14 protein-coding genes are annotated in these 13,897 nt (G+C 59.3%); 1 reads left to right on the top strand and 13 read right to left on the bottom strand.

Annotation, left to right across the window (positions count from 1 at the left end; translation table 11 throughout):
• Nucleotides 1-71 precede the first annotated feature (71 nt).
• On the bottom strand, nt 72-293 hold the full coding sequence (locus GIV26_RS10205) for a hypothetical protein (RefSeq protein ID WP_232458719.1): 222 nt from the start codon (nt 291-293) through the stop codon (nt 72-74).
• Between the two features lie 43 nt (nt 294-336).
• Between GIV26_RS10205 and leuA the strand changes: the two genes are divergently transcribed.
• Entirely contained in the window at nt 337-2,016 is a 1,680-nt protein-coding gene (gene leuA / locus GIV26_RS10200) for a 2-isopropylmalate synthase (RefSeq protein ID WP_236280319.1), read from the top strand.
• Between the two features lie 167 nt (nt 2,017-2,183).
• On the opposite strand, the gene GIV26_RS10195 is transcribed toward leuA, so the two are convergent.
• From GIV26_RS10195 to iscX, 12 genes are all read right to left on the bottom strand, one after another.
• Entirely contained in the window at nt 2,184-2,975 is a 792-nt protein-coding gene (locus tag GIV26_RS10195; RefSeq protein WP_060765142.1) for an amidohydrolase, read from the bottom strand.
• Complete coding sequence (locus GIV26_RS10190) at nt 2,963-4,111, bottom strand: pyridoxal phosphate-dependent aminotransferase (RefSeq protein WP_236280317.1); 1,149 nt, start codon at nt 4,109-4,111, stop codon at nt 2,963-2,965. Before GIV26_RS10190 ends, GIV26_RS10195 begins: the two co-directional genes overlap by 13 nt.
• Nucleotides 4,112-4,246: 135 nt before the next feature.
• On the bottom strand, nt 4,247-5,716 hold the full coding sequence (gene der / locus GIV26_RS10185) for a ribosome biogenesis GTPase Der (RefSeq protein WP_016977675.1): 1,470 nt from the start codon (nt 5,714-5,716) through the stop codon (nt 4,247-4,249).
• A gap of 264 nt (nt 5,717-5,980) precedes the next feature.
• Complete coding sequence (gene bamB, locus GIV26_RS10180) at nt 5,981-7,132, bottom strand: outer membrane protein assembly factor BamB (RefSeq protein WP_198791540.1); 1,152 nt, start codon at nt 7,130-7,132, stop codon at nt 5,981-5,983.
• Nucleotides 7,125-7,766, bottom strand: a complete 642-nt coding sequence (locus tag GIV26_RS10175; RefSeq protein WP_003194010.1) for a YfgM family protein — start codon at nt 7,764-7,766, stop codon at nt 7,125-7,127. The genes bamB and GIV26_RS10175 overlap by 8 nt, the downstream gene beginning before the upstream one ends.
• A 41-nt stretch (nt 7,767-7,807) precedes the next feature.
• Nucleotides 7,808-9,097 carry a histidine--tRNA ligase gene (gene hisS, locus GIV26_RS10170; protein ID WP_034128022.1) on the bottom strand — a complete coding sequence of 430 codons (1,290 nt, stop codon included), beginning with the start codon at nt 9,095-9,097 and terminating at the stop codon, nt 7,808-7,810.
• A 23-nt stretch (nt 9,098-9,120) separates the two neighbouring features.
• Nucleotides 9,121-10,230, bottom strand: a complete 1,110-nt coding sequence (gene ispG, locus GIV26_RS10165) for a flavodoxin-dependent (E)-4-hydroxy-3-methylbut-2-enyl-diphosphate synthase (protein WP_003175952.1) — start codon at nt 10,228-10,230, stop codon at nt 9,121-9,123.
• Nucleotides 10,231-10,232: 2 nt separating this feature from the next.
• Entirely contained in the window at nt 10,233-11,219 is a 987-nt protein-coding gene (locus GIV26_RS10160) for a RodZ domain-containing protein (protein WP_236280315.1), read from the bottom strand.
• Nucleotides 11,219-11,977 (bottom strand): type IV pilus biogenesis/stability protein PilW, encoded by a 759-nt coding sequence (gene pilW / locus GIV26_RS10155; RefSeq protein WP_034128024.1) that lies wholly within the window; start codon nt 11,975-11,977, stop codon nt 11,219-11,221. The genes GIV26_RS10160 and pilW overlap by 1 nt, the downstream gene beginning before the upstream one ends.
• A gap of 12 nt (nt 11,978-11,989) precedes the next feature.
• The gene (rlmN, locus tag GIV26_RS10150) at nt 11,990-13,138 is read right to left on the bottom strand and encodes a 23S rRNA (adenine(2503)-C(2))-methyltransferase RlmN (protein ID WP_003194014.1); all 1,149 of its coding nucleotides are present in this window, start codon (nt 13,136-13,138) and stop codon (nt 11,990-11,992) included.
• A 29-nt stretch (nt 13,139-13,167) separates the two neighbouring features.
• Entirely contained in the window at nt 13,168-13,593 is a 426-nt protein-coding gene (gene ndk, locus GIV26_RS10145; RefSeq protein ID WP_003175956.1) for a nucleoside-diphosphate kinase, read from the bottom strand.
• Nucleotides 13,594-13,685: 92 nt separating this feature from the next.
• Nucleotides 13,686-13,886 carry a Fe-S cluster assembly protein IscX gene (gene iscX / locus GIV26_RS10140; RefSeq protein ID WP_034128025.1) on the bottom strand — a complete coding sequence of 67 codons (201 nt, stop codon included), beginning with the start codon at nt 13,884-13,886 and terminating at the stop codon, nt 13,686-13,688.
• Nucleotides 13,887-13,897 lie beyond the last annotated feature (11 nt).

The raw sequence follows: 13,897 nt of genomic DNA, 5'->3' as shown, positions 1-13,897 counted from the left end.
GGGAAAACCTCATCACCAAAATTGCGCCACCACCTACAGCAGCGCAACAATGTGAATAAAACAAGATAGTATTAGCAATAAATATTCATAAAGTTTGTTTTACACAGAAAATCTATCAATTTTTCCTGACCACCTTGCCATCTCACTTGGCCACGGTTAGGGTTGGGCTTATGAAAACCTCTCACACCCTCATTCAGCTCCGCCAGCACCGCAGCCTGTGCCTTGTCAGCGCACGACTGCCAGGCTGAATCGATCTGCCTCGCCCTCAGTTTTATCCCCAATAACAGTTCCACGGCAGGCCGCCTTTTCTCGGCCCCTACAACCAAGGATTTTCCGATGAGCATGCTCAAAGACCCGTCTTCGAAGTACCGCGCGTTCCCCACCATCGACATTCCCGACCGTACCTGGCCGTCGAAAACCATCACCCAAGCGCCTATCTGGTGCAGCTCCGACCTGCGTGATGGCAACCAGTCGCTGATCGAGCCGATGGACGCGGTGAAAAAGCTTCGCTTCTGGAAGACCCTGGTGGCCGTTGGCGTGAAGGAAATCGAAGCCTCGTTTCCGGCCGCGTCGCAAACCGACTTCGACTTCGTGCGCACCCTGATCGAAGACAACCACATCCCCGAGGACACCACCATCCAGGTGCTGACCCAGGGCCGTGAAGACTTGATCGCACGCACCTTCGAATCCCTGCGCGGCGCGAAGAAAGCCATTGTGCACTTGTACAATGCCACCTCGCCGTCGTTCCGCCGCATCGTGTTCAACCAGGACAAGGACGGCATCAAGGCCATCGCGGTCAACGCCGCCAAGCTGTTCGTCAAATACGCCGCCCAGCAGCCGGAAACCCAGTGGACCTTCGAATATTCCCCAGAGACCTTCAGCGCCACTGAGCTGGAGTTCGCCAAGGAAGTCTGCGATGCGGTGATCAAGGTGTGGAACCCGACGCCTGAGCACAAGATGATCCTCAACCTGCCAGCCACCGTCGAGTGCGCCACGCCGAATATCTATGCCGACCAGATCGAGTGGTTCGGTCGCCATATCAACCGTCGCGACAGCGTGATCATCAGCCTGCACACCCACAACGACCGTGGCACTGGCGTGGCGGCCACCGAGCTGGGCCTGATGGCCGGCGCGGACCGTGTGGAAGGCTGCCTGTTCGGCAACGGCGAGCGCACCGGTAACGTCGACTTGGTCACCGTGGCACTGAACATGTACACCCAGGGCCTGGACCCGCAGTTGGACTTCTCGGACATTGACGGCGTGCGCAAAGTGGTCGAGGAATGCAACCAGATCCAGGTGCACCCACGCCACCCGTATGTGGGCGACCTGGTACACACCGCGTTCTCCGGTTCACACCAGGACGCCATCCGCAAAGGCTTCTCGCAGCAGAAAGACGATGCGCTGTGGGAAGTGCCGTACTTGCCGATCGACCCGGCCGATATTGGCCGCAGCTACGAGGCGGTGATCCGCGTGAACAGCCAGTCGGGCAAAGGCGGTATCGCCTACCTGCTGGAGCAGGAATACGACATCAGCTTGCCGCGTCGCATGCAGATCGAGTTCAGCCAGGTGGTGCAGGCCGAAACCGACCGCGTGGGCCTGGAGATGACCGCGCCACAGATCTACGCCTTGCTGCAGCGTGAATACCTGCAAGCCAACACGCCGTATGCGTTGGTCAGCCATCGCTTGCAGGAAGAAAACGGCAACAGCTTTGTCGAAGTAGAAGTCTCGGGCAAAGGCCAGGGCGAAACCAACCTGCATTGGAAGGGCAAAGGCAACGGTGCGCTGGAAGCCTTGGTGGCCGGCCTGCCGATTGGCGTGGAGATCATGGACTACAACGAGCACGCCATTGGCGCGGGTACCAATGCAAAGGCCGCGGCCTACATTGAACTGCGGGTGAACGGTGAGCGCCCGGTGCATGGGGTGGGGATCGATGAAAACATTACTACCGCCAGCTTCAAGGCGCTGTTCAGTGCGCTGAACCGCTCGTTAAGCCAGTTGGAAGCCAAAGCGGCGTAAGCATTGCCGTAATGCAAAAGGCCCCTGGGTGAGAATCCAGGGGCCTGATCGTTCCCACGCTCTGCGTGGGAATGCAGCCCTGGACGCTCTGCGTCCGCCCTTAGAAGCGGTACGCAGAGCGTCCCAAGAGGCGTTCCCACGCAGAGCGTGGGAACAATCTCAGAGCCTTAGACAAACTGAAAGCTATCGGCATCCAGATTCGCCGGGAATCGTGTACGGTAAGCCGCCAGCTCAGCCGCATCCAGAATCACCTGGAACACCCCATCCGCCTCCCCTGCACTCAGCAAAGTCTCACCCTGGAAATCCAACACCTGGCTGTCGCCGGTGTAGGCAAACCCCTTGCCGTCGGTGCCCACCCGGTTCACCGCCGCCACGTAACACAGGTTCTCAATGGCCCGCGCCGGCAACAGCCGATTCCAATGCTGACGCCGAGCGCCCGGCCAGTTGGCGGTGTACAGCAGCAGGTCCGTATCCTGGGCGTCGCGGCTCCACACCGGGAAGCGCAGGTCATAGCAGATCAGCGGGCGAATGCGCCACCCCTTCAACTCGAACTGCACCTGGCGCTCGCCGGGGGTGTAATGGTCATGTTCACCGGCCATGCGGAACAGGTGGCGCTTGTCGTAATGCAAGACCTCACCATCCGGCCGCGCCCACAGCAGACGGTTGCGGTGGCTGCCATCGGCGGCCTGGATGATCACACTGCCGGTAATCACGGCCTGATACTTTGCCGCCTGGGCCTGGAGCCAATGATGGGTGGGGCCGTTTTCCGGCTCGGCGAGAGCTTCTGATTCCATCGAAAAACCGGTGGTGAACATCTCTGGCAGCACGATCAAGTCGGCGCCTTTGGCCTGCTCCAGCAGCAACTCGAAGTGTTCGAAATTGGCATGCCGGTCATGCCAGGCCAGGCTCGTCTGCACCAGGGCAATGTTCAGATTGGGCAGTACACTCAGATCACGCATAGTTTTTCCGCCGCTTGTCGCAACGTCTCCTCGCGTTTGGCAAAGCACAGGCGCACCAGGCGCTGGCCTTGGGGTGGGTGCTGGTAGAACACCGAAACCGGAATGGTCGCCACGCCATGTTCGCGGGTCATCCACAGGGACATGGCGACGTCATCCAGGTCTGGGCGTATCTGCGAGTAATCCACCAGTTGGAAGTAAGTGCCGGTCACCCGGGTAAAGCTCAAGCGCGATGGCGCCAACAGGTCGCAGAAAAGGTCCCGCTTGGCCTGATAGAAGGCCGGCAGTTCTTCGACATGTTCCGGGTGTTCGGCCATGAAGTCCGCCAAAGCGTACTGCAAAGGGGTGACGCCGCAGAAGTTGACATATTGATGCACCTTGCGCAGTTCGGCGCTGAGGGCCGGTGGCGCGACCACGTAGCCGGTCTTCCAGCCTGTGACGTGATAGGTCTTGCCGAATGAGCTGACCACGAATGCGCGCTGATACAGTTCCTGATGGGCCAATACGCTGACGTGGGGCACACCGTCGAATACCAGGTGCTCGTAGACCTCATCGCTGACCAGGTAGATATCGCGGTCGCGGATCAGTTCGGCCAACTGGTCCAGCTCGACACGGCTGATCAATGCACCGGTGGGGTTGTGCGGGCTATTGAGGATGATCATGCGCGTACGCGGTGAAAGCGCAGCCTTGAGTTCCTCGAAGTCCAGGACGAAGCCTTGCAGGCTCAGTTGCACATGCACGCAGCGGCCACCGGCCAGTTCAACCGAAGGCTCGTAGCTGTCATAGCTGGGGTCGAACACGATGACTTCATCACCGCTGCGAATCACCGCCTGAATGGCGCAAAAAATCGCCTCGGTGGCGCCTGGCGTGATGGTCACTTCAGTGTCGGCATTCACCGTGACGCCATAGCTGCGGGCGATCTTGGCCGCCACTTGCTGACGCAGCACCGGCAGGCCTGTCATGGGGGCGTACTGGTTATGACCGAGGGCGATGTGCTTACCCACTGCATCGAGCAAACCCTGCGGACCATTGAAATCGGGAAAACCCTGGGACAGATTGAGCGCGCCGGTTTCGGCGGCGAGTTGCGACATGGTGGTGAAAATGGTCGTGCCGACGTTTGGCAGCTTACTGGTGATCATGGGAGCCCCCTTCGGGTGAGCTGCAAGTTTTAAGCTGCAAGCTGCGAGCAGGTCAAGGGGCAAACCGTCAGGCACAAAAAAGGGCTCCAAAGGAGCCCTCTCTTGCAGCTTGTAGCTTACAACTCGAAACTGCCGTTATTTTTTATCACGGCGCTTCTTGTCGGCCTTCTTGTGGTGAGTCATCAAACGACGCTTCTTGTTCACCTGACGGTCAGTCAGTGTGTTCTTGTTGCCTTCGTATGGGTTCTCGCCACCCTTGAACTCGATACGGATCGGCGTACCGACCAGTTTCAAGACACGGCGGTAGGTGTTTTCCAGGTAACGCACATAGGACTTGGGCACCTTCTCGATCTGGTTACCGTGGATCACGATAATCGGCGGGTTGGCACCACCCAAGTGGGCGTAACGCAGTTTGATCCGGCGGTTGTTGACCATCGGCGGCGCGTGCTCGCCGACCGCATCTTCCAGGATCTGGGTCAGGCGGTTGGTCGGCCAGCGGGTAACCGCGGACTTGAACGAGTTCTGTACGGACGCGTAGAGGTTGCCCACGCCGGTGCCGTGCAGTGCCGAGATAAAGTGGATATCGGCGAACTCGACAAAGAACAACCGACGCTGCAGCTCGATCTTGACGAAATCACGCTCGCTCGGCGTCATGCCGTCCCACTTGTTGATCGCGATGACCAGGGCACGACCGGCTTCCAGGGCAAAGCCCAGCAAGTTGAGGTCGTGGTCCACCACGCCTTCGCGGGCGTCCATCACGAAGATCACCACGTTGGCGTCTTTGATCGCCTGCAGTGTTTTGACCACGGAGAACTTTTCAACTTCTTCGTGGATCTTGCCGCGCTTGCGCACACCGGCGGTGTCGATCAGCGTGTACTTTTCCTCGTTGCGTTCGAACGGGATGTAGATGCTGTCGCGGGTGGTACCGGGTTGGTCGTAGACGATAACGCGGTCTTCACCGAGCATACGGTTGACCAGAGTCGACTTGCCGACGTTCGGGCGGCCGATGATAGCGATCTTGATACCGTCTTTTTCGCTCGGGCCAGGAATGCGCTTGGCTTCCTCGCCTTCAGCGACGATCTCTTCCTCGCCCTCTTCTTCCTCGACATCATCCTTTGGGAAGTCGCGCAGGGCGATTTCCAGCATCTGGGTGATGCCGCGGCCGTGAGCACCGGCGACCGGAATCGCATCGCCCAGGCCCATCGGGCTGAATTCGGCACGGGCGGCCTCAGGATCGATGTTGTCGATCTTGTTGGCGACCAGATAGGAACGCTTGTTGCGCTTGCGCAGGTGCTCGCCAATCATCTGGTCAGCGGCGGTATAGCCCGCACGGGCGTCCACCAGGAACAGCACCACATCGGCTTCTTCGATAGCGAGCAACGACTGCTCGGCCATCTTTTCGTCCATGCCATGCTCGTCACCGGAGATACCACCGGTGTCGACAATAATGTAGGAGCGCCCTTGCCACTTTGCCTCACCGTATTGGCGATCACGGGTCAGACCGGACAAGTCGCCGACAATGGCGTCGCGAGTCCTGGTCAGGCGGTTGAACAAGGTGGACTTGCCGACGTTAGGTCGGCCCACCAGGGCGATTACGGGAACCATGCGGCTCTCCACTTCGTTATTTCAGAAAATACAAAAGCCGCTGCAGGGCAGCGGCTGGTGCTCGGGGCGGCATTTAACATGCCACATGCCCTGCTTCTGCCCCCGCCACTGTAGGAGCGAGCTTGCTCGCGAAAAAACCGAGAACGACGCGCTTATGCAGAAAACCCGCGTTATCGTTGACGTCCTTCGCGAGCAAGCTCGCTCCTACAGCAACAGGCATTGAAACAGGGCCGCCTGGGGGTTACCCCAAGCATAGTCAAACCTTTACTTGATGGTCAGGGCTTCCAGCTTGCCGCCGTTGCCATACACATAAAGCATGTTACCCACCACCAGCGGACGCGCACGCAGGCCGTCGCTGTCGATACGCTGGCGACCAACAAAGCGACCATCCACTTGGCTCAGCAGGTGCAGGTAACCTTCGAAGTCACCCACCGCTACGTAGCTGGAAAAGACTTCCGGTGCCGACAGTTGACGGCGAGCCAGGGAGTCATTGCTCCACAGTGCAGTGGTGGAACGCTCATCCACACTTTCAACGGTGCCGGATGCTAGGCTCACATAGACGCTGCCAAACCCTTGGGCGACACCCGCATAGCTGGAGGCATCACGCTGCCAGTTGATGCGACCGCTTTGCAGGTCCAGCGCGGCAACACGCCCCTGGTAGGTGGCGACGTAGAGGGTTTCACCCGACAGCAGCAAGCCGCCGTCGATGTCTACAACGCGATCCAGTTCGGAACGACCTTGCGGGATGGCCACACGAGTTTCCCAGGCCGGCACGCCGTTCTGGGTATTCAGGGCAACCACTTTACCGGTCGACAGGCCAGCAACGGCCAGGTTGTTGGTCACAATCGGACCACTGGTACCGCGCAGGGTCAACACCGCAGGGGTGCTGTCGTACAACCAGCGTTGGTCCCCGGTGGAGGCTTCCAGGCCGATCACGCGGTCGTCCTGGGTTTGCACCACGACGATATCGCCGTTGGTCGCCGGCGCCGAGAGCACTTCACTGGTCACGCGAGCGCGCCACTTCTCTTCACCGGTGCTGGAGTCCAGCGCGACCACGTCACCCTTGAGAGTACCGATCAGCACCATGCCGTAGCCGACGCCCACACCGCCGGAAACCGGCAGTTCGAGGTCTTTCTTCCACTTGACGTCGCCGTTCATGCGATCCATGGCAACCACGACGCCAGTGGAATCAGTAGCCACGATGTTGTCGCCGTCAATCGCGGGCTGCAACAGGTTGTAGAGGTCGCCCTGCCCATCACCAATGGATTGGCTCCATTGTTTTTGCAGGACCACTTCTTCCTTGAAGCTGGTCAGCTCGGCAGGAGGCAGTTCTTTTTTGCTGTTGCTGCTGCAACCCGCGGCCAAAACGGCCAGAGCCAGCAATGCTGCATGTTTCCAACGGATCACGTCACGCATCCCCTTTGGCCAAGTCGTCGAGCTTGATTTGTAAGCCACCGACCGCCGCTTCATCAGACAGCGCCGCCTTGGCTTTTTGGTACGCAGCATGGGCTTCGTCGGTACGACCCAATTGGACCAACAGGTCGCCCTTGAGCTCTTCGCGAGTGGCCACGAATGCCTTGTCAGCATCGCCGTCGAGCAGTTTGAGTGCTTCGTCAGCCTTGTTCTGCGCCGCCAATACCTGTGCCAGGCGCTGACGTGCGATTTCACCCAGGGTCGGGTTGGTCGGCTTGTCGGCAATGGCCTTCAGCTCGGTGGCGGCGTCATCCAGCTTGCCGGTATCGACCGCGACTTTAGCGACGAACAGGCTGCCGTATTGGGCGTAGGTGCTACCGCCGAATTCGTTTTTCAGCTTGCCGGCCAGGTCTGCCACCTGCGCAGGGTCAGGCTTGCCGTCCGGCGTCAGGGTAGTTTCCAGCAATTGCTGATAAACGATCGAAGCGCCCTGGGATTGGTTGGCCTGATACTTGGTCCAGGCTTGCCAGCCGAACACCACCACTAAAGCCAGCAGGCCGCCAGTGACCAGGGGCTTGCCGTTACGCTGCCACCAGTCCTTGAACTCGGCCAGTTGCTCATCATCAGTACTCGACACCCCAATACTCCTTAATCGCTAAATTCGGCTGTTCGACAGCTTCAACCCTGCACGACGCAGGTGGCCAAGTGCGCAGCGAGCGCATCAAAGGCAATGTTCTGTTGTTCACCCTGGCCACGCAGGGGTTTGAAACCTACCACTTGCTGGGCCAGCTCGTCATCGCCGAGGATCAGTGCGTAAAGCGCACCGCTCTTGTCGGCCTTCTTGAACTGGCTCTTGAAGCTACCAGCGCCGGCATTGATCTGCAGGCGCAGGTTGGGCAACTGGTCACGTACTTTTTCGCTCAAGGCCAGGGCCGCCAGTTCGGCAGCCTCGCCGAAGGCGCACAGGTACACGTCCACCTGACGGGAAATTTCTTCCGGGACCTGCTCCAGGGTTTCCAGTAGCAGGATCAGCCGCTCGATGCCCATGGCAAAGCCTACGCCCGTGGTCGGCTTGCCGCCCATTTGCTCGACCAGGCCGTCGTAGCGACCACCGGCGCACACGGTGCCCTGGGCGCCGAGCTTGTCGGTGACCCACTCGAACACGGTCTTGCTGTAGTAGTCGAGGCCACGCACCAGCTTGGGGTTGATCACGTAGGGAATACCGGCTGCATCCAGACGCGCCTTGAGGCCCTCGAAATGCACCCGGGACTCGTCGTCCAGGTAATCAGCCATTTTCGGCGCATCGACCAGCACGGCCTGGGTGTCGGCGTTCTTGGTATCCAGTACGCGCAACGGGTTGGTTTTCAGACGGCGTTGGCTGTCTTCGTCCAGCTTGTCCAGGTGGGCCGACAGGTACTCGACCAGGGCTTCGCGATAGCGACCCCGGGACTCGCTGGTGCCCAGGCTGTTGAGTTCAAGCTTGACCGCATCGCGGATGCCCAGTTGGCCCCACAGGCGCCAGGTCAGCACGATCAGCTCGGCGTCGATGTCCGGGCCGTCCAGGTTGAACACTTCGCAACCGATCTGGTGGAACTGGCGGTAACGGCCTTTCTGCGGGCGCTCGTGGCGGAACATCGGGCCGATGTACCACAGCTTCTGGGTCTGGCCACCACCGGTGATGCCATGTTCCAGTACGGCGCGAACGCACGCGGCAGTGCCTTCCGGGCGCAGGGTCAGGGAGTCGCCGTTACGGTCTTCAAAGGTGTACATCTCTTTTTCGACGATGTCGGTCACTTCACCGATGGAGCGCTTGAACAGCTCGGTGAACTCGACGATCGGCATGCGGATCTGCTTGTAACCGTAGTTATCCAGCAGGCGCGCGACAGTGCTTTCGAAGTAGCGCCACAGTGGCGTCTGCTCCGGCAGGATGTCGTTCATGCCACGAATGGCTTGCAGAGACTTGCTCACATCAGATCCTTAAATTCGTTCAATCAGCCGCGAGCGATCAGCGCTGCGTCAGCGGCGACCTTCTCGGCCGCTTTCTCGCGGATCAGCTTTTCCAGCTCATCCACCAGATTGTCATTCGTTAGCTTCTGCGACGGTTTGCCGTCGATGTAAATCAGGTTCGGTGTGCCACCCGTCAGGCCCACGTGGGCCTCTTTGGCCTCACCCGGCCCGTTGACCACACAACCGATCACTGCGACATCCAGCGGCACCAGCAGGTCTTCCAGGCGCAACTCCAGGTCGTTCATGGTTTTCACCACGTCGAAGTTCTGCCGCGAGCAGCTCGGGCAGGCGATGAAGTTGATACCACGGGAACGCAAACGTAGGGACTTGAGAATGTCGTAGCCGACCTTCACTTCCTCTACGGGGTCTGCCGCCAGGGAGATGCGGATAGTATCGCCAATCCCTTCGGCGAGCAGCATACCGAGACCCACAGCAGATTTCACTGTGCCTGATCGCAAACCGCCCGCTTCAGTGATACCCAGGTGCAGCGGTTGCACGATTTCCTTGGCCAGCAGGCGATAGGCTTCTACGGCCATGAACACGTCCGAGGCCTTTACGCTGACCTTGAAGTCCTGGAAGTTCAGGCGTTCAAGGTGTTCAACGTGGCGCAGTGCCGACTCAACCAGCGCCGCCGGAGTGGGCTCGCCGTATTTCTTTTGCAGGTCTTTTTCCAGGGAGCCGGCGTTGACGCCGATGCGGATCGGAATACCGCGATCACGGGCAGCGTCCACCACGGCACGCACGCGGTCTTCACGCCCGATGTTGCCGGGGTTGATACGCAGGCAGTCCACACCCAGTTCGGCCACGCGCAACGCGATCTTGTAGTCGAAGTGAATATCGGCAACCAGTGGGACCTTGACCAACTGCTTGATACGACCAAAGGCCTCGGCTGCGTCCATGTCCGGAACGGACACCCGTACGATGTCCACGCCAGCCGCTTCCAGACGATTGATCTGGGCAACGGTGGCAGCCACATCGTTGGTGTCACTGTTGGTCATGCTCTGCACTGCAATGGGGGCGTCGCCACCCACCGGCACCGAGCCGACCCAGATCTTGCGCGATACGCGACGTTTGATTGGAGATTCGCCGTGCATGACTATTGTCCCAACTTGAGGCGAGCAGTCTCGCCACTGGTGAACGGCGCCACGTCTACAGGCTGGCCGTTGTAGGCCACTTGCGCGCCACGGGCAAAGCCCAGACGCAGCGTCAAAGGAGGCTTGCCGCCCTGGTCAAGCGTATCTCCCTTACGCTTCAAACCGCTAAACAGCACTTTGCCGTTGCCATCGGTGACCTGCGTCCAGCAGTCAGCGATGAAGGTAATTTGTACGCGCCCATCACCGGCGATCAATGCCGGGGTGGTGGGAGGCGACATCGCCGGCGCTGCGGGTGCGGCTGGCGCAGGGGTCGCAGGTGCAGGCGTCGGAACCGCCGGAGCCTGGGCCACGGGTGCGGCCGGAGCGGTCGGAACAGCCGGAGCCGGTACCGCAGCAGGGGTCGTGCCGGCGTCTGGCGCGGGTTGTTCGGCAGTGGCCGGCGCTTGCGGCGCAGCTTGCCCCTCTACCACGGCCTGGTCTTCCGGCTCGTCCAGGGGGTGAATCTGGGTGGTGCCGTCGGCGCTTTCGACTTCGACATGTTCCATGGCGTTGCTGGTCAGGTCTTTGTTGCGCTGGGAGGTCTGGTCTTGCCACCAGACAAAACCGCCGCCGACCACGGCAATCAGCAACAACAGGCTGACAATCCGCAAAATGGTATGGGAAACGCGCGTAGGCTCTTCGATGCGCCCCAACCCATGGACATTACTGCCCTGGGCATCGGTGCCGGTGAACTGGTCGAACTCCTGGACCAGCACGGCCTGGTCGATACCCAGCAATTTTGCATAAGCGCGGATATAGCCGCGGGCAAAAGTGTGCCCAGGCAGCTTGTCGAACGCGCCGGCTTCCAGATTGGCCAACGAGGTACTGGTCAAATTGAGCTTGAGGGCCACTTCAGGCAGCGACCAACCATTGCTTTCGCGGGCCTGGCGCAAGGTTTCGCCTGGGTTGACGCGATTAGCTGCTACATCTTCCGGGTGCGCGGCTTTCATCATTGCTCCGACAGGTATTGCTGATATTCCGGCGTACCGGGATAGAGTCGTTCGAGTTGCTGGCCAAAACGTGCGGCCGTGTCGTGTTCTTCATGAACCGTCGCCAGGCGCACACCGAGCAATAGACTACGTGCATTTTGCCCGCTGAGCAGGCTAAAACGCTCGTAATAGTCACGTGCTGGCACATAATGCCTGTCTTCGTAAGACAACTCAGCCATTTCGAGCAATGCCCGTGGCTGGCGACTGTTCAGGTGCAGGGCTTTTTCCAACTGCTGGCGAGCGCTGTCGCGCTGACCGAGGCGCATCGAGGTCACACCGAGGTTCTCGAACACCCGCGAACGCTGCGGGTAGAGGGTATCGGCGGCGGCTTGCTGAAAATAACGTGACGCCAGGTCGTACCGTTGCTGCTCGAACAGGAAACTGCCGTAGTTGTTCAGCAGCCGCGGATCGGCAGGGCGGGAGGCCAGGGCCTTGTGGAAATAGCGGTCGGCCAGCTCGGGCTCGGCCTGAGCCTGAAACACCAAAGCCAGCGCGGCGTTGGCATCGGCATCATCGGCGTCCAGCTCAAGGGCCTTTTTCAACGGCACCTTGGCCTGCTCGCTCATGCCTTGGCGCAGATACCCCAAACCCAGTTGCACATAGGCAACTCGCGCCTCATCACGGCCTTTATCAGTGCGCAACGGGCTGTCATGACCCGATGAAACGCAACCGGCCACGAGGCCGGTAAACAGTAAAAGCAGCGCAAGGCGCAAGGGCATAGAGATCCTCTCTCAGATTCGATTCACAGCGATTTGCGGCAAATCTTCAGCGGCGTTAAGTTCGCGCACGGCGATATAACGTTCACTGCGGCGGGTGCGGTCCATCACCTGCCCTACCAATTGGCCACACGCGGCATCGATGTCTTCACCACGAGTGGTTCGCACAGTGACGTTATAGCCGGCCTGGTGCAGTTGATCCTGAAAACGACGGATGGCGTTGTTGCTCGGCCGCTCGTAGCCAGAATGAGGAAACGGGTTGAACGGGATCAAGTTGATCTTGCACGGGGTGTCCTTGAGCAATTCGATCATCTCGACCGCATGCTCCAGCTTGTCGTTGACGTCCTTGAGCATGGTGTACTCAATGGTCAGCACACGCTTCTCACCCAGGGTCGCCATATAACGCTGGCACGATTCGAGCAGCATCTTAAGCGGATATTTCTTGTTGATCGGCACCAATTGGTTACGCAATGCGTCATTAGGTGCGTGCAGCGACAACGCGAGGGAGACGTCGATGTGCTTGGCCAGCTCATCGATCATCGGTACCACGCCGGAGGTCGACAGGGTCACACGGCGCTTGGAGATGCCGTAGCCCAGGTCGTCCATCATCAGGTGCATGGCCGCAATCACGTTGTCGAAGTTCAGCAGCGGCTCACCCATGCCCATCATCACCACGTTGGTGATGGCACGGTCGACGGTCGCCGGGACGCTGCCAAAGGATTTGTTGGCAATCCACACCTGGCCGATGACTTCGGCGGCGGTGAGGTTGCTATTGAAGCCTTGCTTGCCGGTGGAGCAGAAACTGCAGTCCAGGGCACAGCCTGCCTGGGACGAAACGCACAAAGTGCCACGTTTGCCCTGGGGAATGTACACGGTCTCGACACAGCTACCGGACGCCACGCGCACTACCCACTTGCGGGTACCGTCGCTGGAAATGTCCTCGCTGACCACTTCGGGACCACGCACCTCGGCAATGGCCTTGAGCTTGTCGCGCAGGGCCTTGCTGACGTTCGTCATGGCGTCGAAATCGTCGACGCCAAAGTGGTGAATCCACTTCATTACCTGACCGGCACGGAAACGCTTCTCCCCGATTGAGTCGAAGAATTTCTCCATTTCCGGCTGAGTCAGACCCAGCAGGTTGGTTTTAACAGTCGATGTAGTCATGGATTCACCCTCACTCTTTAAGCCGATGCTTAGCGAGCGGTTACTTCAGTAGCAGCGAAAAAGTACGAGATTTCGCGAGCAGCAGCAGCTTCGGAGTCCGAGCCGTGAACAGCGTTGGCGTCGATGGATTCAGCGAAGTCAGCACGGATGGTGCCAGCAGCAGCTTCTTTAGGGTTGGTAGCGCCCATCAGCTCACGGTTCAGAGCGATAGCGTTTTCGCCTTCCAGAACCTGGACAACAACAGGACCGGAGATCATGAAGGCAACCAGGTCGCCGAAGAAGCCACGAGCGCTGTGCTCAGCGTAGAAGCCTTCAGCTTCAGCCTTGGACAGTTGCTTGAGTTTCGAAGCTACAACCTTCAGGCCGGCTTTTTCGAAACGAGTGGTGATCTCGCCGATGACGTTTTTTGCAACAGCGTCAGGCTTGATGATGGAGAAAGTACGTTGAACAGCCATGGTGTAACTCCAGAAACGGTAATTTACGAAAAATTAAACCCGCGAATTATACGCGGGTTATTGGGTATTGCCTAACTGCGTAAAAAGGCGGCTCAGTCTGCTTCTTCGATCCACAGGCCTTGAATCGCCTCAAGGACCTTTTCGCCACCCCGGTCAGGGATGTCGTCGAAATCCGGCAGTGCCATTACGAGGTCGCGCAGCTTGACGAAGTTCACGGTAAGAGGATTGACCTCAGGATGAGCTTCAGCAAGTTGTATAGCGATTTCTTGTACATCAACCCATTTCAGGCTCATGACATTTCCTT

Source organism: Pseudomonas sp. PA-1-3F, assembly GCF_021609665.1.
GTDB classification, from domain to species: Bacteria; Pseudomonadota; Gammaproteobacteria; order Pseudomonadales; family Pseudomonadaceae; genus Aquipseudomonas; species Aquipseudomonas paracarnis.
Note: the sequence above shows the minus strand (reverse complement) of the source record. Positions and strands in the feature narration are given on the sequence as shown.